The organism is Streptomyces polygonati, from assembly GCF_042650325.1.
GTDB lineage: Bacteria > Actinomycetota > Actinomycetes > Streptomycetales > Streptomycetaceae > Actinacidiphila > Actinacidiphila polygonati.
In genome coordinates this window covers 316,483-339,238 of sequence record NZ_JBHSBB010000007.1, presented here as the reverse complement: position 1 = coordinate 339,238, position 22,756 = coordinate 316,483, and the positions used below count along the sequence as shown (strand labels likewise).

General features: G+C 73.0%; 15 protein-coding genes. 6 read left to right on the top strand and 9 right to left on the bottom strand.

Features of this window, described 5'->3' with window-relative positions:
- Positions 1 to 36 precede the first annotated feature (36 nt).
- On the top strand, positions 37 to 1,776 hold the full coding sequence (locus tag ACFO3J_RS07805; protein ID WP_386427467.1) for a GUN4 domain-containing protein: 1,740 nt from the start codon (positions 37 to 39) through the stop codon (positions 1,774 to 1,776).
- Between the two features lie 88 nt (positions 1,777 to 1,864).
- Here ACFO3J_RS07805 and ACFO3J_RS07800 read toward each other — a convergent pair whose 3' ends face one another.
- Both ACFO3J_RS07800 and ACFO3J_RS07795 read right to left on the bottom strand, forming a co-directional pair.
- On the bottom strand, positions 1,865 to 4,432 hold the full coding sequence (locus tag ACFO3J_RS07800; protein WP_386427465.1) for a glycoside hydrolase family 3 C-terminal domain-containing protein: 2,568 nt from the start codon (positions 4,430 to 4,432) through the stop codon (positions 1,865 to 1,867).
- Between the two features lie 186 nt (positions 4,433 to 4,618).
- Positions 4,619 to 5,233, bottom strand: coding sequence for a hypothetical protein (locus ACFO3J_RS07795; protein ID WP_386427463.1), 615 nt, complete (start codon positions 5,231 to 5,233; stop codon positions 4,619 to 4,621).
- 662 nt (positions 5,234 to 5,895) lie between these two features.
- On the opposite strand from ACFO3J_RS07795, the gene ACFO3J_RS07790 reads away from it, so the two are divergent.
- Positions 5,896 to 8,994: a discoidin domain-containing protein gene (locus ACFO3J_RS07790; RefSeq protein WP_386427461.1), complete on the top strand. Its 3,099-nt coding sequence runs from the start codon at positions 5,896 to 5,898 to the stop codon at positions 8,992 to 8,994.
- A 154-nt stretch (positions 8,995 to 9,148) separates the two neighbouring features.
- A complete protein-coding gene (locus ACFO3J_RS07785; protein ID WP_386427459.1) occupies positions 9,149 to 10,201 on the top strand; it encodes a LacI family DNA-binding transcriptional regulator in 1,053 nt (350 codons plus the stop codon).
- On the opposite strand, the gene ACFO3J_RS07780 is transcribed toward ACFO3J_RS07785, so the two are convergent.
- From ACFO3J_RS07780 to ACFO3J_RS07760, 5 genes are all read right to left on the bottom strand, one after another.
- Positions 10,167 to 10,958 (bottom strand): 4'-phosphopantetheinyl transferase family protein, encoded by a 792-nt coding sequence (locus tag ACFO3J_RS07780; protein ID WP_386427457.1) that lies wholly within the window; start codon positions 10,956 to 10,958, stop codon positions 10,167 to 10,169. The two genes, ACFO3J_RS07785 and ACFO3J_RS07780, sit on opposite strands and share 35 nt — an antisense overlap.
- Positions 10,955 to 11,824, bottom strand: a complete 870-nt coding sequence (locus tag ACFO3J_RS07775) for a metallophosphoesterase family protein (RefSeq protein WP_386427809.1) — start codon at positions 11,822 to 11,824, stop codon at positions 10,955 to 10,957. The genes ACFO3J_RS07780 and ACFO3J_RS07775 overlap by 4 nt, the downstream gene beginning before the upstream one ends.
- Positions 11,825 to 11,956: 132 nt before the next feature.
- Positions 11,957 to 13,144, bottom strand: a complete 1,188-nt coding sequence (locus tag ACFO3J_RS07770) for an acetyl-CoA C-acyltransferase (protein WP_386427455.1) — start codon at positions 13,142 to 13,144, stop codon at positions 11,957 to 11,959.
- Between the two features lie 184 nt (positions 13,145 to 13,328).
- Complete coding sequence (locus tag ACFO3J_RS07765; protein ID WP_386427453.1) at positions 13,329 to 13,820, bottom strand: RNA-binding S4 domain-containing protein; 492 nt, start codon at positions 13,818 to 13,820, stop codon at positions 13,329 to 13,331.
- Positions 13,821 to 13,927: 107 nt separating this feature from the next.
- Positions 13,928 to 15,184 carry a phosphodiester glycosidase family protein gene (locus ACFO3J_RS07760; RefSeq protein ID WP_386427451.1) on the bottom strand — a complete coding sequence of 419 codons (1,257 nt, stop codon included), beginning with the start codon at positions 15,182 to 15,184 and terminating at the stop codon, positions 13,928 to 13,930.
- Positions 15,185 to 15,470: 286 nt separating this feature from the next.
- On the opposite strand from ACFO3J_RS07760, the gene ACFO3J_RS07755 reads away from it, so the two are divergent.
- Positions 15,471 to 16,466, top strand: coding sequence for a phosphotransferase family protein (locus tag ACFO3J_RS07755; RefSeq protein ID WP_386427449.1), 996 nt, complete (start codon positions 15,471 to 15,473; stop codon positions 16,464 to 16,466).
- Positions 16,467 to 16,819: 353 nt separating this feature from the next.
- On the opposite strand, the gene ACFO3J_RS07750 is transcribed toward ACFO3J_RS07755, so the two are convergent.
- On the bottom strand, positions 16,820 to 17,821 hold the full coding sequence (locus tag ACFO3J_RS07750) for a beta-ketoacyl-ACP synthase III (protein ID WP_386427447.1): 1,002 nt from the start codon (positions 17,819 to 17,821) through the stop codon (positions 16,820 to 16,822).
- Between the two features lie 181 nt (positions 17,822 to 18,002).
- Positions 18,003 to 20,237: an ATP-binding protein gene (locus ACFO3J_RS07745; RefSeq protein ID WP_386427445.1), complete on the bottom strand. Its 2,235-nt coding sequence runs from the start codon at positions 20,235 to 20,237 to the stop codon at positions 18,003 to 18,005.
- Between the two features lie 190 nt (positions 20,238 to 20,427).
- Here ACFO3J_RS07745 and ACFO3J_RS07740 point away from each other — a divergent pair, with 190 nt between their 5' ends.
- A complete protein-coding gene (locus ACFO3J_RS07740) occupies positions 20,428 to 20,898 on the top strand; it encodes a hypothetical protein (RefSeq protein WP_386427443.1) in 471 nt (156 codons plus the stop codon).
- A gap of 497 nt (positions 20,899 to 21,395) precedes the next feature.
- Complete coding sequence (locus tag ACFO3J_RS07735; protein WP_386427807.1) at positions 21,396 to 22,736, top strand: ABC transporter substrate-binding protein; 1,341 nt, start codon at positions 21,396 to 21,398, stop codon at positions 22,734 to 22,736.
- Positions 22,737 to 22,756: the final 20 nt, after the last annotated feature.

Genomic DNA, 22,756 nt, shown 5'->3' with positions numbered 1-22,756 from the left:
CGAATCGACTGGACCGGCTGGATCGGGAGCGGGACGGTGGGCTCTTCGCGTGACGTGGTCCTGGCGGTCGGCGTCAACCGGCTGCCGGGGATTCCCCGGATGCCGGTGCTCGCCTACGCCGAGGCGGACGCCGCCGCGCTGGCCCGCACCTTCCGGACGCTGGGTCTGGCCGCCGACCGCGTCCACACCCTGACCGGACCGGAGGCCACCTTCGAGAACATCGGGCGCCACATCGCCGAGATCCCGCGCCACTTCCCGGACCTCACCTCGCGGGACCGGGTGTGGTTCTCCTTCAGCGGGCACGGCGTGACCGGCATGGACGGCCGGACCCATCTGCTGGTCCACGACACCGCCGTCGACCGGTGGCGCGGGCCGGAGCGCAGCGTCACCGTCGAACAGGTCGTCAACGTCCTTCCCGACGCGAGCGCCGCCGACCGGATCCTGCTGCTGGACGCCTGCCGCGAGAACGCCGGACCGCAGGCCCGGTCGGGTCTGCCGGGGCCGGCGGCCGGACTCGACGGTATCGACCTGCGCCGGCACCCGGGGGTGGCGATCTTCTCGGGGTGCGGCGAGGGCGGGGTCTCCTTCGAGGACCCGCGCCGGAAGCTGGGCGTCTTCACCGCCGCCGTGATCGACATCCTCGGCGGCGCCGAGCGGCCGCTGAGCGCCGAGGAGTTGGAGGCGCGGCTGCTCGAAGCCGTACCCCGGGCGTCACGCGAACTGGGCCCGGCCTACTACCAGCAGCCCAGCCTGCGCAGCGAGCCGTACTGGCAGGCCGCCGCGATGCTGCTCTTCCCGCATCTGCTCACCGGCGCCGATCTGGGCACTCTGCGCCGCAAGGCGGAGGCGGCGCTGCCGGCCACCGCCGCCGCCCTCTGGGAGGCGCTGCACCTGCTGGATCCCGAGGACACCGCGGCGCGGCGACTGCACGAGCACTTCGGTGCGCTGGCCGACGCCGCGGCGGGCTCGCAGCCGGGCCGCGGACAGTCGGCGCTGCCGCTGGACCGGCTGGACGACCTGCTCAGGGTGAGGGAGTGGCAGCGGGCCGACCGGGAGACGATACGTCTGCTGATGATCGCGGCCGGCTCGGACCCGGAACGGCTGGGCAACCGGATGATCCCGATGGACCGGGTGCCGCACCTGCGCCGCGAGGATCTGGCCGCGCTCGACGAGCTGTGGATGCGCCGCAGCGACGGCCGGTTCGGCTTCACCCCTCAACTCCAGCGGCTGTACACGGCGGAGGGGGACATCGCGCGTTTCGCCGACCTGATCGGCTGGCGCAACGGACGCTGGTTCCTGTATCCGGAGGCGCAGTGGCGTTCCGGCGCCCCCGGCGGGCACCTGCCGATCCTCGGGCCGATCGGCGGCATCCGGCCGGCGTGGAAGATGTCGTACGCCCGGCAGGGCTTGGCGGCCCTCGGTACGGCCCAGCAGGGGATGCGTTACGCCGTTCGCGACTACCGCGATCCGGGCGTGGTCGAACGGGCGACCGCGGACATCGCCGTCGACGACTCCTTCGACTGGTCGCGGTACAACCGGCTGGCCGCCATCACCATGGGCCATGTCTATTCGTCCGCCGCCAGGGGGAAACTGAGCCCGTTGGCCGCGGTGTACAAGGAGGGTGCGGTACGACGCTTCGGTGTCTCCTACACCAGCCTGCTGTCCGCGGTGTGGGCGGTGAATCGCGTGCCCCTGCTGCGTCACTACGCGTCGCTGGTGCCGGGCGCCTCCTCCACCGGAACGGCCGGGGGCACGGCCCCGGGAGCGGCTGACTGATCCCGGTCGGCGCCCGGCGGCGGACCGGTTGCTGGGGCGCCCCTCGCGGTCAGGACGCGAGGGGCGCCCGCTCTCGGGGTGGGGGCGGTCAGGGCGTCAGGGCTCGGGAGAGCGGTTGCCGGTCGGCGGAGGGTCCGGCGTGCAGGGTGTACGGGCCGGGGCGCGGCTGCCAGCACCCCTGCCGGGGCGACCAGCGCTGGAAGGCACGCGGGGCGATCCGTACCTCGGCGACCACCGGCTCACCGGGCTCGGCGCGGACGGCGGCGTAACCGGCCAGCCGCGGGCCGCCGTCGTCGTACCCGTCGGCGCCGGTGGTCAGATACAGCTGTACGACCTCCCGGCCGGCCCGGGGGCCGGTGTTGCGGACGGTGACGCGGGCGAGGACAGCGGTGGCGTCGGGGGCGGGGGCCGGGTCGGCGAGGTCGGCGGGGTCGGTCGCGGCGACCTCCAGCTGCTCGTAGGCCCAGGTGGTGTAGCCGAGGCCGTGGCCGAACCAGTAGGCGGGCCGGGCCGCGGAGCGGCGCCAGGCGCGATGGCCGATGTACGGGCCCTCGTCGTAGCGGAGCACGCCGTCGACCGGGAGGGTGGAGGGCGCTGGCGACAGGGCGGCGTTGGAGAGCGCTCCCCAGGTGGTGGGGAGCCGGCCACCCGGTTCGCCGCGGCCGAACAGCACATCGGCCAGGCCGTGGCCGGCCTCCTGGCCGGGGAACCAGCACAGCAGCACCGAGGGAACGCTCTCCCGCCAGGGCAGTTCGACCGGGCCGCCCGAGTTGACGATCACCACGGTTCTCGGATTGGCGGCGGCGACGGCCGCGACCAACTCGTCCTGCCGGCCGGGGAGGGCGAGCGAGCCGCGGTCGAAGCCCTCGCTCTCGATCTCGTCGGTGGTGCCGACCACGACGATCGCGGTGTCGGCGCCGCGGGCCGCCTCGACGGCCTCGGCGATCAGCGCGTCCTCGTCGCGCGCCGGGGGGTCCACGGCCAGCGCCACCGCGTGGCCGTGCTCGGTCTCCCAGCGCCGGGCCGCGGTCAGCAGCAGCTCCCGGCCGGCCTCGACCCGGTGGGAGGCGGTGCGGAAGGGCGGGCTGACGTGCACATAGGTGGGGTCGTCGGATTCCGGGGTGACATAGGTGTCCAGCAGCGGTGCGCCGTCGGCGGTCAGCGAGACCGCGCCGAGTCCGATCACCGAGAACCGCCACTCCCCCGGGGTGTCGGGGATGATCAGTGCGCTGACCTCGACGGAGGCGGCGGTGGCGGCGAGTTCGGGGGCGTCGCCGGATTCCAGGACGCGGCCGCTGAGCCGGTGTTCGGCGTGGATCTCGGTGCCGTCGGCGGCCAGATAGCGGACCAGGACTCCGGGGTCGCCGGTGCGCGGGTCGCGGGCGTTGCCGGTGTGCACGGGGGTCGGGCGGGTGGTGAGCACGGCGCCCTCGGCGTGGACGACGGTCGTCCCGGTACCGGAGAGCGCTTCCCGAATACCGGCCAGCGGCGAGACGACCGACTCCGGGAAGACCGCGGCGCTGCCGCCGCCCTGGAAGCGCGCGGCGGCGGCGTTGGGGCCGATGACCGCGATCCGGCCGGGAGCCGATGTCCCGCCGGCGGCGAGCGGCAGGAGTCCGCCGTCGTTGCGCAGCAGTACGCAGCCGGCCGCCACCGCCCGCCGCAGCAGGCCGCGCGCGGTGCCGGGCGAGGGGGACGCGCGCGGTTCCGGCACGGCTCCGAGCGCGCCGACCCTGGCGGCCAGCAGCAGGATGCGGCGGACCTTGTCGTCGACGGTCTTCTCCGGCACCCGGCCGTCGCGCACGGCGGCGAGCAGCGGTGCGCCCCAGCGCGGCTCGGGCCCTGGCATGGCGAGGTCCTGGGCGGCCAGGGCCGCGGCCTCGGTGGTGCGGACGGCTCCCCAGTCGGAGATCACCACGCCGTCGAACCCCCACTCGCCCTTGAGGGGCTCGGCCAGCAGCGGGCTTTCGGACATGGTGGCGCCGTTGACCCCGTTGTAGGCGGACATCACCACCCACACCCCGGCGGCGACCGCGGCTTCGAAGGGCGCCATGTACACCTCGCGCAGGGTGCGCCGGTCCACCTTCGCGTCCAGGGTGAGGCGTTCGGTCTCCGAGTCGTTGGCGACATAGTGCTTGGCGGTCGCGGCGACCCCGCCGGCCTGCACGCCGCGGATGTAGGCCGCCGCGGTCCGCGCGGTGAGCAGCGGGTCCTCGGAGAAGCACTCGAAGTGGCGGCCGGCGCCGGGGCTGCGGTGCAGATTGAGGGTGGGGGCGAGCAGCACGCCGACCCCCTTGCGGCGGGCCTCGGCGGCGAGCAACCCGCCGAGTTCGGTGATCAGTTCGTCGTCCCAGCTGGCGGCGAGCGCGGTCGGGGAGGGCAGGGCGAGAGAGGTGTCGCGCTCGTCCCAGCGTTCGCCGCGGACTCCGGCGGGGCCATCGGAGACGCCGATCGCCCGCAGGCCGATGGCGGGTTCCGCGTGCAGCCGGAAGGACGCGGCGCCGGAGAGGAGCCGGATCTTGGCGGGCAGGTCCAGCGCGGCGACGAGCGCGTCCAGTTCCGCCGCGGCCGGTCCCGGCGTTCCGGCGGCCGGCTGCTGCGGGCCGCGCGCCAGCGGTGGGGACTGCGGGGGCGGCGGGGGCGCGGGGGTGATCATGGTCATCCCTTCGGGGCCGGTACGCGCGCCGCCGCCGGATGACGGCTCGTCGGCAGCGCGGGGCCGCGTGGTCGTTGGGCGGAGGACGGGCGCCCGGCGGCCGGGTTCGCCCTTCGGGCTCCGTGGGAGCGGTGGACCTGCTGCGCGCGGAGTTGGAGAGCGCTCTCCCGCCCCACTCCGCAACTCTCAGCTCCCCCGGCCCCGCCTGTCAACCCCAGGCCGCCACCGGCCGCCCCGCACCCGGGGCCCGCGCGCCTCGCGTCGGGGCTGCTCAACGGCGGGAGCGTCCCCGGTGGCTCCGTCCGCGACGGCGCGCAGATCACCTACGGCGAGCCCGGCGTTCCGATACCGGTCCGTGAGCCGCACGACGACGATGTGCACGTCGGCGCCGAGCCGCGCCAGCATCAGTGCGCCATGGCCGGGTTGTTCGTAGGTCAGGAGCTTGAGGATGCCGACGAGGTGGGAGCGGACCGGGTCGAGCGTCACCGTCTCCAGGCCGGTGAAGAGTTCGTAGTGCCGCCGCTGCTCCGCGACCAGGGGCAGCAGCGGAAGGCCGGCCAGCTCGTCGCCCGTGAGGTGACGGCCGGTGGCGGCGGCGACGTCGTTCGACCGCGCGTACAGGGACAGCGCCAGAAGTGTCCTGGTCAGGCCGTCCGCCAGCGGAATGGTCAGCCCCCGCGCGCCGGACTCCAGCCGGCGGTCGCGCTGCCAGGACACCTGATCGTGCACCCGGAACACCAGCTCGCTGTGCTCGACGCAGGCGTCCCAGACGAGTTGGGGTGTCCCGCCCGAGTCGGACATGGGTTCATTGTGCGGTCGCGGCGTTCCGGTGAACAGGTGGCCTCGGGGCTGCCACCGGCACCCCCGGGACCGCGAACGCCCGCCCGGCACGGAGCGCCCGGCCCCCGCAGCCGCCGGACGCCTCCCGCCCGCAACCGCCCCGCCGCGACCCCGATCATGGGACCCGGCCCCGGCAGGGCCGCGCCCGCCCGCGCCCCCGACCCGGGCCAGCCGCATCCGCCCGGCCCCGGATCCATCGACCTCCCCGTGGGGCCGGTACCCCGCATGCCCCCCGACCAGCCGTTTTCCCGCCCTGCCGGGCATCCGTACCCGCACTCGCCCGGCCCGGTCCCGGCACGGGCCCCCTCCGCCCCGGCGGCGCCGCGCGCCCGCGCTTCCCGGCCGGGGCCACCCGCTCTCCGCCTGACGCCCCCGCCCCGCGCCCCCTCCCCAACCCGCCGAGCCGCGGCCGATCTTGGCCCTCGCGCCCGCGATGCCCGATTCCGCGCTGAATCCTCCGCCTCCGTACGGCGCCCCCTCCCCCCGTTCCGGTTCGATCCCTTGACACCCCGGAAACGCAGCGGCAACCATCAGGACCACTGAGAGAGCGCTCTCCCAGCCTCCTGCCGTCACTGGAGCGGCGCCCTCCCCCTCCTTCCCCCCTCGCACCGCAGGAGACCGGCATGAGAGCCTCACCCTCAGCGTCCGCCCGGCTCGGTTCGCTCCCCCCGCCCCTTCGCGTGCTGCTGCTCACGCTGCTCGCCGTAGGACTGGCGGTGTACGCGCTGGCCGTCCCCACGACGTCCGCGCACGCCGCCGACACCCTGCTCTCGCAGGGCCGGCCGGCCACCACGTCCAGTACCGAGGGCGCCGGCTACGCGGCCTCGGCGGCCGTCGACGGCGACACCACCACCCGGTGGGCCAGCGCCTGGAGCGATCCGCAGTGGATCCAGATCGACCTCGGCGCCACCTCGACCCTCAGCAAGGTGGTGCTGAACTGGGAGAACTACGCGACCTCGTACCAGATCCAGGTCTCGGACAACGCCACGCAGTGGACCAGCGTCTACTCCACCACCACCGGCACCGGCGGTACGCAGACCCTCACCGTCAGCGGTTCCGGCCGCTATGTCCGTATGAACGGCACCGCGCGGGTCAACGGCTACGGCTACTCGCTGTGGGAGTTCCAGGTCTACGGCACCGCCGGGACCGGTACGTCGGGCGGTACGACGGTCGGCGGAACCACCGTCGGCGGTACGAGTGACGGCGGAACCACCAGTGGGAGCACAACCGGCGGGGGCACCGGCACACCGCCGCCCGGCAACTGGACCACGGTCTGGAGCGACGACTTCAACGGGTCGACCGGGGCGCCGCCCGCCTCCGGCGACTGGATCATCGACACCGGCACCGCCTACCCCGGCGGCGCGGCCAACTGGGGCACCGGTGAGGTGGAGACGGCCACCAACTCCCCCGCCAACATCGGCCTGGACGGCGCCGGCCATCTCAACCTGACCGCGCTGAAGTCGGGTTCGTCCTGGACGTCCAGCCGGATCGAGACCCGGCGCAGCGACTTCACCGCCCCGGCGGGCGGCCAGCTGCAGATCTCGGCGACGATCAAGCAGCCCAATCCGGCCAAGGCGCTCGGTTATTGGCCGTCCTTCCGGGCGATGGGCGCCGCCTACCGGGGCAACACCGCGGCGTGGCCGGCGGTGGGCGAGAGCGACATCCTGGAGGACGTCAACGGCCGCAGCCAGTTGTCCGCCACCCTGCACTGCGGGACGGCGCCCGGCGGCAACTGCGCCGAGTACAACGGTCTGACCAGCGGACTGGCGACGTGTTCCGACTGCCAGACCGGCTACCACACGTACTCCGAGATCGTGGACCGCACCACCTCCGACGAGCAGATCCGCTGGTATCTGGACGGCAAGCAGGTGTGGCAGGTCAGTGAGTCGCAGGTGGGCGTGTCCACCTGGAACGCGGCGGTGCACCACGGGCTGTATCTGGACTTCAGCCTGCGGATCGGCGGTTCCTACCCGAACGCGGTGTGCGGCTGCACCTCGCCGGGCGCCGACACCTCCTCCGGCGGGGTGCTGAGCCTGGACAACGTCACCGTGTCCCAGACCACCGGTACGGCGCCGGCCCCGCTGACCGACCCGCCGGTGCCGACCGCCGCGAGCAACGTCCATGTGACGGGCAGTCAGGGCAACTGGCAGCTCACCGTGGACGGAAAGCCCTGGCAGGTCAAGGGCATGACCTGGGGCCCGGCGACCAGCACGGCGGACGCCCATATGCGGGACCTGAAGGCGATGGGCGTCAACACCCTGCGCACCTGGGGCACCGACGCGAGCAGCAAGCCGCTGCTGGACTCGGCCGCGGCCTACGGGCTGAAGGTCGTCAACGGCTTCTGGCTCAACCAGGGCGCCGACTACGTGAACGACACGGCGTACAAGACCAACACGCTCAATGACATCAAGAACTGGGTGACCACCTACAAGAACCATCCGGGCGTGCTGATGTGGGACGTCGGCAACGAGGTCATCCTCACCACCCAGGACCATTACACCGGCGCCGCGGTCGAGCAGCAGCGCATCGCCTACGCGAAGTACGTGGAGCAGGTGGTGGAGGCGATCCACGCCATCGACCCGAACCACCCGGTGACGTCGACGGACGCGTGGACGGGCGCCTGGCCGTACTACAAGCAGTACACGCCGTCGCTGGACCTGTACGCGGTCAACTCCTACGGCGCGGTGTGCGGGGTCAAGCAGGACTGGATCAACGGCGGTTACACCAAGCCGTACATCGTGACCGAGTCCGGTGAGGCCGGCGAGTGGGAGGTGCCCGACGACGCCAACGGGGTGCCGACGGAGCCGACCGACACGCAGAAACGGGACGGTTACGTCTCGGCGTGGAACTGCATAGCGGGACACACCGGGGTGGCGCTGGGCGCGACACTCTTCAACTACGGCGAGGAGGACGACTTCGGCGGCGTGTGGTTCAACGTCCGTCCCAGCGGCTGGAAGCGGCTGATGTACTACTCGGTGGCGAAGGACTACGGCGGCACGCCGCAGGCCGACACCCCGCCGGTGATCGGGTCGATGACGCTGAGCAACAGCGCGTCGGTCCCGGCCGGCGGCACCTTCGACGTGACGGCGGCGGCGACCGATCCGAACGGCGATCCGATCCGCTACCAGCTCATGTACTCGTCCAAGTACGTCGACGGCGGGACCGGGCTGCTGCAGGTGAACTTCACCCAGACCGGCGACGGCCGGTTCACCGCCACCGCGCCGAAGGCGCTCGGGGTGTGGAAGGTGTACGTGTACGCCTACGACGGGCACGGCAACGTCGGGATCGAGACGCGGTCGTTCCGGGTGGTGGCGCCTTCGGTGGGCGGTACGAATGTGGCGCTGGGCCGGCCGACCACGGCGTCGACCTATCAGCAGACGGGTGACGGAGCGCCGTTCCCGCCGTCGAACGCCACGGACGGCCGCTGGGACACCCGTTGGGCGAGCGAGTGGGCCGATCCGCAGTGGATCCAGGTGGATCTGGGCCAGACGACCGCGGTCAAGCACGTCCAGCTGGGCTGGGAGTCCGCGTACGGCAAGGCGTACCAGGTGCAGCTGTCCAATGACGGCACCAACTGGACGACGGTCTACACGACGACCACCGGGGCCGGGGGTGTGGACACCTTCGACGTCAGCGGGTCGGGCCGCTATGTGCGGGTGACCATGGGCACGCGCGGCACGGCCTACGGCTACTCGCTGTACGAGTTCGGCGTGTACGCCTGAGCTGTCGCCCGCGCCGCCCGTCCCCCTTCGCGGGGCGGGCGGCGCGGGGGACCTGTACGGGGCGGGGTGCGGTCGGCCTGTGGGGGGTTGCCGCATCCCGCCCCAGCTGCGAAGCATCCCGGAGAGCGCTCTCCTGCGTGGTATAACTTGGACCATGACGAGCAGCCGTCCTGCCCGGCCCCACCAGCCCACGCTGGAAGACGTCGCGCGGACCGCCGGGGTGTCGCGGGCCACGGTGTCGCGTGTGGTCAACGGGACGCGCAATGTGGACCCGGAGATCCAGCGGATCGTCCAGCAGGCGGTGGCCGACACCGGCTATGTCCCCAACCGGGCGGCCAGGACCCTCGTCACCCGCCGTACCGATTCGGTCGCCCTGGTCTTCTCGGTGCCGAACCACAAGGGCGCCGACGACCCCTTCATGAGCCGGGTGTTCAGCGACCCCTTCTTCGGCCGGATCATGGGCGGCCTGCTCACGGTGCTGCGGCCGCGCGGTGTGCACCCCGTGCTGATGCTCGCGGACTCCGAGGACGCCCGGCACGATCTGGTCGCCAACCTGCGCCAGGAGCACATCGACGGGGTGGCGCTGGTGTCGATAGCGCCCGGGGACTCGCTGCCCTTCCTGCTGACCGAGGCGGGGGTGCCGACGGTGCTCTTCGCCCGCCCGCAGACACCGCTGCCGATCAGCTACGTGGACGTGGCCCAGCAGGCCGGCGCCCGGCTGGCGGCCGAGTTGCTGCTGTCGCGCGGCTGCCGGCGGATCACCACCATCGCCGGCCCGTACGACTCGCCGGCCGGTCAGGACCGGTTGGCCGGTTTCCGTGACGCCATGGCCGAGCACGGGCACGCGTTCGTGCCGAGCGTGGAGGGCGGCTTCACCCAGGAGGGCGGGGAGCACGCCATGCGGCGGCTGCTGGAGGAACACCCCGACACCGACGGGGTGTTCGTCGCCAACGACCTGATGGCGCAAGGGGCGTTGCTGGTGCTGCGCGACCTTGGCCGCCAGGTCCCGGACGACGTCGCCGTGGTGGGCTTCGACGACAGCAGCGCCGCCCTGGCCTCACGCCCGCTGCTGACGACGGTGCGGCAGCCGGTGGAGGACATGGCGGCGGAGATGGCGAAGCTGCTGATGGCGCTGATCGACGAGGGCGAGCGGGAGACCCGGTCGGTGATCTTCAAGACGACGCTGATTCGCCGCCAGTCCGCCTGAGCGGGTCGTCCTGCTCGTTGGGTACGACGATGGCGGTCGCCACGTATCCGTTCCTCACGATCCAGCGGCCGGTGAACACGGCCGGGCCGATGCCCTCGGCGAGCAGCGGGCCCGGGATCAGCAGCCGCGCGGTGTACGTCCCGCGGCTGTCGTCGGGGCCGCCGTCGGGGCCGACCGCCCCGGGCGCTGCGTCCGTTCCGCCGCCGGACGTCTCCCCGGTGTCATGGGTGAAGAGGAGTTCGGCCTCCTTGAAGCCGAGCATGCGGCGGTGGAAGGGATACCACGCCTTGTAGACGGTCTCCTTGGCGCTGAACAGCAGCCGGTCCCAGCGGATGTCGGGGCGGCGGCCGGTGTGCGCGGTCAGCGCGGCGCGTTCGGCGGGGGTGGCGAGGATGACGTCGAGGACGCCCTCGGGCAGCGGTCCGTGCGGCTCGGCGTCGATGCCGAGGGTGAGGATGTCGCTGTCCCGGGCGACGGCGGCGGCGCGGTAGCCCTCGGTGTGGGTGATGCTGCCGACGAATCCTTTGGGCCAGACGGGTGCGCCGCGTTCGGTGTCGCGCGGGATCGGCCCGGGCGCGTTGCCGAGTTCGGCGAGCGCGGCGCGGGCGCAGGCGCGGCCGGCCGCGTACTCGGCGCGGCGTTTGGCGACCGCTCGGGCGACGGCCTCGGCTTCTTCCGGGTAGAGCGGGGACCGGTCGAGGGCGTCGCCGTAGACGACGCGGGAGCGTACGGCGGCGGGTACCAGGTACTCGATCACCGGCGGGCCTCCTGGGCTCCGGCCATGATGCGGCGCAGGCCGGGCGCGCCGTCGGCCCGGCGGCCCCATTCGCGGGGGTAGCCGAGCGAGACCTCGGTGAAGCGCACCCCGTCCAGCCAGGTGACGCGGGGGATGTGCAGATGGCCGTAGACGACCTCGGTGGCGCGGAAGCGGGTGTGCCAGTCCTCGGTGAGCTCCGTGCCGCACCACAGGGCGAAGGAGGGGTAGCGCAGGACGGCGGTGGGGTCGCGCTGGAGCGGCCAGTGGTTGGCGAGCACCGTCGGCAGGTCGGGGTCGAGGGCGGCGAGCCGGTCCTCGGTGAGGGCGACCCGGGCCCGGCACCAGTCGTCGCGGCCGGGCAGCGGGTCGGGGTGCAGGAACATCTCGTCGGTGCAGATCACGCCGAGTTCGGCGGACTGGGCGAGTGCCTGCTCCTTCGTGGTGGCGCCGGGGGTGCCGTCGCGCCAGCTGTAGTCGTAGAGCAGGAACAGCGGGCAGACCGCGACCGGGCCGCGCGGGCCCTGCCAGATCGGGTACGGGTCCTCGGGGGTGATCACGCCGATGTCCTGGAGGGCCCGTACCAGGTGCTGGTAGCGGGCCGCGCCGCGCAGGGTCACCGGGTCGTCGGGGGGTGTCCACAACTCGTGGTTGCCGGGCAGCCAGATCACGGTGCCGAAGTGCTGTTTGAGGGTGGCCAGTGCCCAGGTGATGTCTTCGAAGCGTTCGCCGACGTCACCGGCGACGATCAGCCAGTCCTCGTCCGTGTCGGGCCGCAGGCCCTCCACGATGGCGCGGTTGGCCTTGTAGCCGACGTGCAGGTCGCTGATGGCGAGGAGCTGCGCCCCGCCTGGGCCGGTCAAGTCGATGCCGTCCTTCCGCCTGTCGGTACATGCTCGCGTCGAGTCTTACAGAGGGGCGCGGGGCCGCCAACCCCTTGTTTTTCCCCGGCGGTCCCGCCCGGCCGTGCCGCGGCGGCCGGGCGGGACGGCAGCCGGTGGTCAGTCGCGGTCGACGAGGACCGCGGCGCCCTGGCCGACCCCGACGCACATGGTGGCCAGGCCCCGGTGGCTGGAGGTGCGGGCCATGCGGTGCAGGAGGGTGGTGAGGATACGGGCGCCCGAGCAGCCGAGCGGGTGACCGAGGGCGATGGCGCCGCCGGTCGGGTTGACCAGGGCGGGGTCGATGCCGAGCAGGCGTACGGAGGCGAGGGCCTGGGCGGCGAACGCCTCGTTGAATTCGGCTTCTTCGACCGATTCGATGCCGCGGCCGAGCCGGGTGAGCACGCGCTGGGTGGCCGGGACCGGCCCGATGCCCATCACATCGGGGTGGACGCCGGCGCTGGCCCCGGCCGCGTAGCGCCCCAGGGAGTCCAGGCCGAGGTCCCGCAGGGCCTCCTCGCTGACCAGCAGAAGCGCGGCGGCGCCGTCGTTCATGGGTGAGGAGTTGCCGGCGGTCACGCTGCCGCCGTCGCGGAAGACGGGCCGCAGCCCGGCGAGCCGCTCGGCCGTGGTGTCCTCGCGGATGGACTCGTCCTCGGTGACGGTGACCCCGTCGGGGCGGGTGACGGGGACGATCTCGGCGTCGAACAGCCCGTCCTTGCGGGCGGCGGCGGCGTTGCGGTGGCTGCGCAGCGCGAACGCGTCCTGGTCGGCGCGCTCCACGCCGTACCGCTCGGCGACCTCTTCGGCGGTCTCGCCCATGGACAGCACGCCGTTGGACTCGCGCATCCGGGGGTTGGTGAGCCGCCAGCCGAGGCGGGTGTCGTGCGTCTCGATGGTCCGGGGCAGCGCTTCGTCGGGGCGGGGCAGGACGAAGGGGGCGCGGCTCATCGATTCGGAGCCGCCGGCGATCACGATGTCGGCCTCGCCGGCCGCGATCATCCGGGCCGCGCTGGTGACGGCCTCCATGCCGGAGGCGCACAGGCGGTTGACGGTGGCGCCGGGCACGGTGTCGGGGAGCCCGGCGAGCAGGACGGCCATCCGGGCGACATTGCGGTTGTCCTCGCCGGCCTGGTTCGCGGCGCCCCAGTACACGTCGTCGATCCGGGCCGGGTCGAGGTCCGGCACACCGTCGAGCAGGCCGCGCAGCACCGTCGCGGCGAGGTCGTCGGGCCGCACACCGGAGAGCGCTCCCCGAAGCCGTCCGATCGGGGTTCGGCGGGCGGCGGCGAAGTGGACTGGGCGCATCGCGGACTCCTCGGCGGGCGTGTTCCGGCGTGGCCGCGGGCAGGCCGCGCCCTTCGCAAACTAGCACTGCGAGTTTACGAAGGCGAGAGCGTCGCCGTGGCCTGCGGGCCACCGGCCTCGGCCGCCGCCGATCGCTCCGCCGGTGGCCGCCGCACGCGATGCCCACCGCCGCCGGCGCCCCGGCTCAGTCGCCCGGCGCGCGCCGCGACGGCCCGAGCAGGCGGAGCCGTTCGAGTTCCCTGCGGTCCCGCTTGGTGGGCCGCCCCGCGCCCCGGTCCCGCATCCCCAGCGCCAGCACGTCCTCACGCGGGGGCGGCGGCGGGCTGTTGTCCACGTACGACCCCACGGCGACCGGCGCGCCCACCCGCTTGCTGAGCAGCTTCGAGACGATGACGACGCGCTCGCGGCCCGCGTGGAAGAGCCGCACCTCGTCGCCGACCCGTACCGCCTGGGCGGCCTTCACCCGCTCGCCGTTGACCTTCACATGCCCGGCCCGGCAGGCGGTGGCCGCCAGTGACCTGGTCTTGGTCAGCCGCACACACCAGATCCAGCTGTCCACCCGTACGCTGCCGCCGGTCGCCAGCACCTGGCCCGCGCCGCGCGGCGGACGCTCGTTCTCCGCGGCCGCGGCGGGCTCGCGCCCGGCGCCGTCCTGTCCCGTCTCCTCACCTGCCATGCTCCGAGCCTACGACGTGAGGGGGGTCGCCCCGCCAGTACGCCGCCGGTTCCACCCCGCCCCCGGCCCGGCGGCGCCGAGGGCCCCCGGGCCGCGCCGCGGCCCCCTCAGCGGGCGTAGACCGCCACGAAGTCACGGGTGGCCTGGACGTAGTAGCGGTCCGGCGGGTCCTCGAAGTCGAGGATGTTGGTGGGCTTGGGGTTGGACGGGTCGTGGCTGCCGTCGTAGGACATGAAGGACGGCCAGGCGCGGTTCATGTCCAGCGGCATCGCGCGGACGGCGCCGGCCCGCTGCATGAGGTTCGCCAGGCTCCGGGCGTTCAGCGCCTGGCCGACGACCATCACGATGTCGCCCTTGGCGGTGACACCGACCCCGGACCGGGGCACGAACATCCCGCCCTGGTCGCTGACGCCCCACTTGGAGTCGTCGTTGATGTCGGGTACGACCTTGCCGCCGTCGACCATCAGCTCCAGGCACTGCCGGATGCCGACCACGTCCGGTGTCTTGCGCACGTCGCGGCCCCAGACGCCGATCTTGACGGAGCCGTCCCGGTAGAACACCTCGGACGCGGCGCCGTCGCGCAGGGTCCCGGCCGTCTTGCCGTCGAGGTAGAAGCCGCCGCGCGAGCCGCCGTCGGTGATCCGGAAGCCGCCGTTCCAGGTGGCGACCAGGCCTTTGCGCTGGCCCTTGGGGATGGTCGGCGGTACGTCGAAGGTCTCGCCGGGCTCGCGGAATCCGGGGTGCAGCTGGAAGCGGGCGTACTTGCCGCTGATCCAGGCGACGGCGGCTTCGTAGGAGGTGTGCTCGGCGTCCGGGCGTACGTAAGTGCCCTGCACGACAGGCTCGCCGTGGGCGCTGGCGAGGGTGCGGTAGACGCCTTCGCCGGCCAGCGCCGGCTTGACCAGCGGCCGCATCGGGGCGCGCGCCGGGATGAGCGGCTGGGCGGCCACGTGGGCCGGGGCGGGGCCGGCCGGGGCGGTGGCCTTCATCCGGGCCAGCGCGTCGGCCGGCAGCGAGCCGCCGACCTTGGGCGGGTTCAGCTTGTACTGCAGGTCCTCCAACTCGTTGACCACGAAGCCGAGTTCGTGGTCACGGGCCCATTCGGCGAGCCGGGCCGCGTTGCTGTCCGAGCCCGGGTAGGTGAGCGCGTCGCCGATCGACCAGGCGAGGGAGCCGACGCAGATCACGCCGACGCCGAGCGCGCCGCGGACGGTGAGCCTGCGGCGGCGGAGCTGGGCCGGGGTCAGATCGCGCTTGTGTTTCCAGGGCAGCAGTCTTCTGCGGCGCCGGGCTTGTGCGGGGCCGTCGGGCGGCTCCTCGGCTTCCGGGTCCGACGGACGCTGCGCGATCCCGCCCTGGCCCATGGTGCTCCTTCCGCGTACCCGCCCTGCCGCCGTGCGCGACCCGGGAAGCGCTTCACTTTGTCCGATTTTATGACTTTATGACCACAAGACTGACGCGCTAACCGTCCCCGGCCCCGGAAGCACCCGCTCGCCGCACATTCCGCCGCCCCGGCGGGGGCCGCGGGCGGCGCGCCGGACGGGCGGGGCACGGCCGCCCGGTGTGCTCCGGACGGGTCATACCGGGTTCACCGCCGGCGGCCGGTGCCGCCGCGTAGGGTGGCGGCCGGGGCAGGACGGGGGAGGCGGCATGGCGGTGCGGGAGCGTCCGGTCGAGCCGGTGGCGGGGCTGCTGGCGCGGGCCGGGATACCCGCGGCGCGGATCGCCGGGCACGCGCCGATGACCGGCGGCACATACAACTCCCTGCACCGGATCGACCTCACCGACGGCCCACCGCTGGTGCTCAAGGTCCCGCCGTCCCCGGACATCCCGCGGATGGCCTACGAGACCGGACTGCTCCACGGCGAGGCGCTGTTCTGCACCTCCGCGGCGGCGGTGGGGGTACCCGCCCCTCAGGTACTGCACGCCGAGCCGGACGAGACGGGTCCACCGGCGCCCTTCCTGCTGATGACGCACTGCCCGGGCGCGCCCTGGCGGGGCGCGGGGGCCGAACCGGACGGCGCGGAGCGCGACCGGCTGCGGTCCGGACTCGGCGGGCTGGTGGCCCGGTTGCACACCGTACGCGGGCCCGGCTTCGGGTATCCGGCGCCTGGCTCCGGCTCGCTCGCCGACCGCTGGGCGACCGCTTTCGCGGCGATGACCGGTGCCGTCCTGGACGACGCCGAGAGGTACCGGCCGTGGCTGCCGCGCGAAGTCCCCTGGATACGTGCCAGGTTGGCGGCGGCGGCCCCGGTACTGGACGAGGTGGCGGAGCCGGCCCTGGTCCACTTCGACCTGTGGCCGGGCAATGTGCTGCTCGACGGCCCGGTGGGCGACCGGGTGATCAGCGGACTCATCGACGGCGAGCGGATGTTCTGGGGCGATCCGCTGGCCGACTTCGCGTCGATGTCGCTCTTCGACACCCGGCCGGAGGCGGACGCCGCCTTCCTGGCCGGATACGGCGCCGGCGGCGGCCGGATCCGCTTCGACGACGCCGCTCTGCGGCGCATCGCCCTGTACCGCTGCTATCTGTACCTGATCATGCTGGTCGAGGTGGTGCCGCGCGGTTACCGGGGGGAACACCTGGCCTGGGTGCGGGAGTTCGCGGGGCCCCGGCTGGAGGCGGCGCTCGGCGCGGTGGGCTGACCGGGTCCACCGGCCGGGTCCGCCGGTCCGCCGCGTTGACGGACGGGCGATGCTTTTCAGCCATCGCGGCCGGGCGGTCCGACGGCGATCGGCCCTCGGCCCGCGCGGATCGGACCGGACCGGCGGGTGCGGCGGGGTGGCTGGTTCTTTTCGTCCGGACAGCGGGCTCTGAAAGGATCACCAGCGCGCGGCCGACGGCGACCCGAGCACCCCGCCCGGCGGTCCGCGTGCTGCCGGTCGCCCTGACAGGCCCGGCACCCGGCGCGGACCGGTACGGCGGGGCGGTGACACGGAGCGGCGGCACGCGGATCACCGCCGCTCCGTGTCCTGGGAATCCCGCCCGGGGGGGTGGCCTACGGCAGGGTCGCGACCACCGCCGCGTAGGACAGGCCGGCGCCGTAGCCGAGCAGCAGGGCCGTGCCGCCGGAGACCGCCGCGCCGGAGGAGAGGACCGCCTCCATGGCGAGCGGGATGGACGCGCCGGAGGTGTTGCCGTTGGTGACGATGTCCTTGGCGACGATCACCCGCTCGGGCAGTTCCATCGAGCGGGTCATGCTGTCGATGATCCGCTCGTTCGCCTGGTGCGGGATGAAGGCGTCGAGTTCCTCCGGGCGGACACCGGCCTCGTCCAGCGCCTGCAGGGCGACCTTGGCCATCTCGTAGACCGCCCAGCGGAAGACCCGCTGCCCGTCCTGGCGCAGCGAGGGGAAGGGGTGCCCGGGGTCCCTCTTCAGGACGTCCCAGGGCGCGTTCTGGCTGATCGCGTCCGCCTGGCCGCCGTCGGCGCCCCAGACGACCGGGCCGATGCCGGGCGTGTCCGACGGGCCGACGACCACCGCGCCGGCGCCGTCGCCGAAGATGAAGGCGGTGGAGCGGTCCGTGAGGTCGAGGATGTCGGTCATCCGTTCGACCCCGACGACCAGGACATGACCGCCGCGGGCCCGCACCGCGTCGGAGGCGAGCACCACGCCGTGCACGAAGCCCGCGCAGCCCGCGGAGACGTCGAAGCCCGCCGCCCCGGTCGCACCGATGCGGTGGGCGATCTCGGTGGCGACGGCCGGCGTCTGCATCAGGTGGGTGAAGGTGGCCGCGATCACACAGGTGATGTCGCCCGGTGTCAGGCCGGCCGCCGCGATCGCCTTGCTGGCGGCCTGCTCCGCCATCACGCCGAGCGTCTCGTCGGGGCCCGCCCACCGGCGGGTCCTGATGCCGGTCCTGGACCTGATCCACTCGTCGGAGGAGTCGATGTGCCGGCACACCTCGGCGTTGTCGACGATCCGCCGCGGGCGGTAGGCGCCGACACCGAGGATCCTGGTGTGCCGTGTGCCCGCGGGCACGGTGATCTCAGCAGACATGGAAGCCCTTCATCGAAACCTTTCAGACCATCACCGGCCGACGTCCGGCTCGGGTCCTTGCGGCGGGCGGTGCGCCGCGGCACCGTCCACGGTGGCTAACCGCGAAAGGGCGCGCGGGCTTCCGCACCCACGCATGATCTCGCCCCGGAGGTGGAAACGGAGACGGCACCCCGTAAAAGCGTCAGTCAAGGCCCGGCGGGGCGGGCCGGAGGGCCGCCGCCAGCGCCGTCGGGCCGTCGGCGGTGGCGCCGCGGGCGAACGCCGCGGCGTACCCGGCGTCGCCGAGGGCTTCCCGCGCGGTCGCCTCGCAGCGCTGACGCACCGCTTCCAGTTCGGGCGCGCCGCGCTGCAGGTGGCCGACGCTGCGCCAGTACATCGCCCCGGTGCCGTAGACGGACGCCGCCTGCTCGGCCCCGCCGTCGGCGGCCAGCGCGGCGGCCAGCAGATCGAGGCCGAGGGCGATGCCGAAGGCGTCGTGGAGCGCCCGCTTGCTCTCCAGCATCGTGCGGGCGTAGGCCGCCGCCTCCCGGGGCGCGCCGGAGAAGAGGGCGACGATCGACAGCTGGTAGTCCAGGTAGGAACGGGTCCACATCTCGCCGGTGCGCACGCAGTGCTCCCGTAACTCCAGCGCGCGGGCCTGGCCTTCGACGAAGTTTCCCAGGGCGGTGAGCGAGAGCACCTCGACCAGGCTGCAGCGCAGCCGGTCCGGGGAGTCGAAGGCGAAGCCGGGGGCGGTCGACAGCGCCTCCCGCGCGATGTCGAGGGCCTTTTGCGGCTGCCCGGTGAGCATGGCCAGCAGGCCGACGAAGCTGGCCGTGCCGAACCGCCCCTCGCGGTCGCCGTCCGCCCGGGCCGCTTCCTGCGCCTCGGCGCTGATCCGGTGGGCGAGCTCGTAGTCTCCCTGGAGGGTGACGGTCACGCCGTATCCGATCAGGGCCCGGGTGCGGGCGCTGCCCGGGACGGTGTGGAGGGCGAGAGCGCGTTCGAGATAGGTGCGGGCCTCCTTCAGGTGGCCGCAGCAGGTCCAGAAGTAGACCAGCAGCCCGCCGAGCTCGGCGGCTTTCGCGGGGTCGTGGACCAGCCAGTGGTCGAGGGCGGTGCGCAGATCGGTGTGGGCGTCCTCGATCATGCGGTAGCCGGGGATCTGGTCGGCGCCCGGCCAGCCGGCGTCGGCCCAGCGCGCCAGGGCGGTGAAGTGCTCGGCGTGGCGTGCGGCGAGGGTGTCGGCCTCGCCGAGCTCGGTCAGCCACTCGTGGCCGAACTCCCGGATGGTGTCGAGCATGCGGTAGCGGTCGACGGGCGCGCGCCGGTCCACGCCCGGGATGCCGTCACCGGTGCCGGGGGCGCCTTCACCGTAAACGTGTCCGTAGCCGTCCCCATAGCCCTCGCCGTAGCCCTCCCCGTAACCCTCGCCGTCGCCGTCGCGCCGGACGACGGACTGGGCGACCAGCCGTTCCAGGGCCGGCTCCACGTCCTCGGGGCGCAGTGGTCCGCCGACGGTCACCGCCCGGGCCGCGGCGAGGTCGAAGGTGCCGCGGAAGACGGTGAGGCGGGCCCACAGCAGCCGCTCCAGCGGCGCGCACAGCTCGTGGCTCCAGCCGATGGCGGTACGCAGCGTCTGGTGCCGGCGGGGCCAGACGAAGCCGGAGCGGGAGAGCACGTCGAAGCGGGAGCCGAGCCGGTCGGCGATCTCGGCGACGGAGGCCGGGCCAACCTGGGCCGCCGCCAGCTCGATGGCCAGCGGGATGCCCTCCAGGCGGCGGCAGATGGACACGGCCGCCTCGGTGGCGCCCGGTTCGGCCAGCGGGGCGGGACCCAGCCGTGCGGTCAGCCGCTCGGTGAACAAGGTGAGCGCGTCGTCGCCGTCGGCCGGCAGCGGGAGCACATCGAGGATTTCCTCCACCTGGGAGGCCAACGGGCGGCGGCTGGTGGCCAGTACGGTCACGCCGGGGGCGGCGGTGAGCAGCTCCCCGACCAGATGGGCGCATTCGTCGATCAGGTGCTCGCAGGAGTCCAGCACGAGCAGCAGCCGCTTGTCCGCCAGCCATTCGCACAGCGCCTCGACCGGCATCCTCGGCGAGTGGTCGGCGAGGTCCACCGCGTCGCTGACGGTGGCGAGCAGCAACTCGGGGGTGTCCAGGGTCGCCAGGTCGGCCCACCAGGTGCCGTCCGGGAAGCGGGCCGAGGCGGCGGTGCCCGCCCCGGCGGCCGGGCCGGGCCTGCTGCCGGTGGCGCCGCCGGTCCGCTGCCCGGTCGCGGTGCCGGCCGCCGCGCGCTGCGCGAGCCGGGTCTTGCCGACCCCGCCGGCGCCGGTCAGGGTGATCAGCCGGTGGGTGTCCAACGCGGCGTCCAGCCTCGCGAGTTCCGGCCGCCGGCCCACGAAACTCGTTGTCTCCTGCGGAATGTTGCCCTTCATGGCGACAGCCTGGCATCGAGTGCGCACGTACGGAAACCGGGCGGCAATCGAGGATCGGCCGGATCGGGTCTTGCTGCCGGTCGGGCGGAGGTCCGGACCATTGCCAACCGCCCCCGGGGGCGGCACTTTGGTGTCGGTCGGCCGCCGGTCGGTCCGGGCGGTCCAGGCCCGGATGAGGGAAGGAATCGACATGCCCCGCAGAGTTCTCGCGTCGCTGACCGCCGCCGCCGCGCTGGGCGTTGCCGTGTCGGTGTCGGGCGCCGGCCCGGCGGCGGCGGACGGCGCGCCGTCCCCTTCCTGCGCGCAGGTCGTCCGGATCGACAGCCTGGCCTTCGATCCGGCCGAGATCACGGCCGGCGGGACCTCGGCCCTGGAGCTGGTCGCCACCAACTGCACCGGCCAGTCGCAGGCGGTCAGCGAGACCTGGGCGGGCAGCTGGCTGTCCGCCACGGCGACGGGCATCCCGAGCGGCTGCCCGGTGATCGACCCGCTCCCCCGCCAGGTGACCTTCGCCCCTCATGCCCGGGTGTCCACGACGACGACGTATCTCGTCTTCCCCGGTTGCACCGCGAGCGCCCTGCGGGTGACGGTCACCGTCAGCCAGGCGGGCACCCAGCTGGCCCGCCGGAGCGCCGACCTGCTGATCGACCACTCCGCGTAGCGCCAGTCGCCCGTCGCGAGGGGCGATATGGCCGGTTGTCCGCCCCGGGCGGACAACTCCCCCCGATCCGGGCCTCTTTCCCACCCGGCTCAGCAGACACGGATGTGAGCGCCGTCGCAGCGCCGTACCCGGTCGAACGCCGATGATGGGGAGTTCGGCCACGCGCCGGCCGGACACGGAAGGAAGTTGGCGCACCGGCATCGCCCCGCCGGGTCCGCCGCTGAGCATCGGCGACCGGAAGCGAACATGTTCCAACACCAGTTGGACATCACGGTCCGGCAACGCATCCGGATAAGAACGTTGACGCCCCCCTTCATGTGGCGTAGAACTACCCTGCAGTTGCGATGGCGTTTCATCTTGGTGACTTCTGTTGGAAACGGATCGGCGCACAGAGCCGCTGAAACGCTCCGCTCCGCCAGCATTCGCCTTCTGCTTCTTGAATACGCCCACACACACATGGAGGCACCATGTCGGACGTCGAGTCGTCGGGCAGCAGCATGGGAACCGGCCCGTCCCCGACACGCAGGAATCTGCTCAGGGGCGTGGCCGCCGGTGCCGGGCTGGCTGCCGTCTCCGGAGGTCTGCTGACCGCCTGCGGCAGTTCGAGCTCGGACAAGGACAAGGACACCAAAGCGTCGGGCGGCGCGACCGACTCCGTCGCCGGCTCCACGGTGACCTTCGGGTCGAACTACTCCGACCCGGCGGTCAAGTCCGCGTTCGCCGCGCTGACCACGTCGGCCACCGCCTCCACCAAGGCGAAGATCACGATCAACACTGTCGACCACGACACGTTCCAGCAGAACATCACCAGCTATCTGCAGGGCACCCCGGACGACCTGTTCACCTGGTTCGCCGGATACCGCATGCAGTACTTCGCCGCGCAGGGCCTGGCCCAGCCGATCGACGACGTGTGGGAGAAGATCGGGAGCAGCTTCAGCCCGGCGGCCAAGAGCCTGTCCACCGGGCTGGACGGCCACCAGTACCTGGTGCCGATCTACAACTACCCGTGGGTCGTCTTCTACAACAAGAGCCAGTTCGCGGCCAAGGGCTACAGCGTCCCCACCACGTGGGACGACTACGTCGCGCTGGCGAAGAAGATGAAGGCCGACGGGATCACGCCGATCGCGTTCGCCGACAAGGACGGCTGGCCGGCGCTGGGCACCTTCGACATCCTCAACATGCGCATCAACGGCTACGACTACCACAGCAAGCTGATGAAGCACCAGGTGCCGTGGACCGACCAGGGCGTCCACACCGTCTTCCAGCACTGGGCCGAGATCATGCCCTACATGCAGAGCGGCGCGAACGGCCGTATCTGGCAGGACAGCGTCAAGCTGCTGGAGGACAAGCAGGCCGGCATGATGTTCCAGGGCACCAACCAGGTCGCCGCCCAGTACGTCAGTGACAAGGCGAATCTGGACGACCTCGACTTCTTCCCCTTCCCCGCGGTCAACCCGCAGTGGGGACAGGACTACATGGACGCCCCCACCGACGGCTTCATGCTCAGCAAGAAGGCGAAGAACACCGATGCCGCCAAGGCGGTGCTGGAGTACATCGGGACCGGCGCCGCCGAGAGCGAGTACCTCAAGACCGACCAGTGGGACGTCGGCCTGGTCAGCGGCCTCCAGGTGCCCACCTACAACGCGATCCAGAAGAAGTCGGTCGTCGAGATCGGCAAGTGCAAGGCGGTGGCCCAGTTCATGGACCGCGACGCCGACCCGGCGATGGCCAACGCGATGATCTCGATCATCCAGAAGTTCATCGACGACCCCAGCACCGGCAACATCGCGTCCCTGCAGAAGAGCGCGGAGGCCCAGGCGAAGGCGATCTATTCCTGATGAGTTCCGCCTCCCAGGTG

What these genes read in the sequence shown, in the direction of transcription:
- ACFO3J_RS07800 (WP_386427465.1), bottom strand. Translation starts at nt 4,432, where the DNA reads ATGATCACCCCCGCGCCCCCGCCGCCCCCGCAGTCCCCACCGCTGGCG.
- ACFO3J_RS07795 (WP_386427463.1), bottom strand. Translation starts at nt 5,233, where the DNA reads ATGTCCGACTCGGGCGGGACACCCCAACTCGTCTGGGACGCCTGCGTC.
- ACFO3J_RS07790 (WP_386427461.1), top strand. Translation starts at nt 5,896, where the DNA reads ATGAGAGCCTCACCCTCAGCGTCCGCCCGGCTCGGTTCGCTCCCCCCG.
- ACFO3J_RS07785 (WP_386427459.1), top strand. Translation starts at nt 9,149, where the DNA reads ATGACGAGCAGCCGTCCTGCCCGGCCCCACCAGCCCACGCTGGAAGAC.
- ACFO3J_RS07770 (WP_386427455.1), bottom strand. Translation starts at nt 13,144, where the DNA reads ATGCGCCCAGTCCACTTCGCCGCCGCCCGCCGAACCCCGATCGGACGG.
- ACFO3J_RS07765 (WP_386427453.1), bottom strand. Translation starts at nt 13,820, where the DNA reads ATGGCAGGTGAGGAGACGGGACAGGACGGCGCCGGGCGCGAGCCCGCC.
- ACFO3J_RS07760 (WP_386427451.1), bottom strand. Translation starts at nt 15,184, where the DNA reads ATGGGCCAGGGCGGGATCGCGCAGCGTCCGTCGGACCCGGAAGCCGAG.
- ACFO3J_RS07755 (WP_386427449.1), top strand. Translation starts at nt 15,471, where the DNA reads ATGGCGGTGCGGGAGCGTCCGGTCGAGCCGGTGGCGGGGCTGCTGGCG.
- ACFO3J_RS07750 (WP_386427447.1), bottom strand. Translation starts at nt 17,821, where the DNA reads ATGTCTGCTGAGATCACCGTGCCCGCGGGCACACGGCACACCAGGATC.
- ACFO3J_RS07745 (WP_386427445.1), bottom strand. Translation starts at nt 20,237, where the DNA reads ATGAAGGGCAACATTCCGCAGGAGACAACGAGTTTCGTGGGCCGGCGG.
- ACFO3J_RS07740 (WP_386427443.1), top strand. Translation starts at nt 20,428, where the DNA reads ATGCCCCGCAGAGTTCTCGCGTCGCTGACCGCCGCCGCCGCGCTGGGC.
- ACFO3J_RS07735 (WP_386427807.1), top strand. Translation starts at nt 21,396, where the DNA reads ATGGGAACCGGCCCGTCCCCGACACGCAGGAATCTGCTCAGGGGCGTG.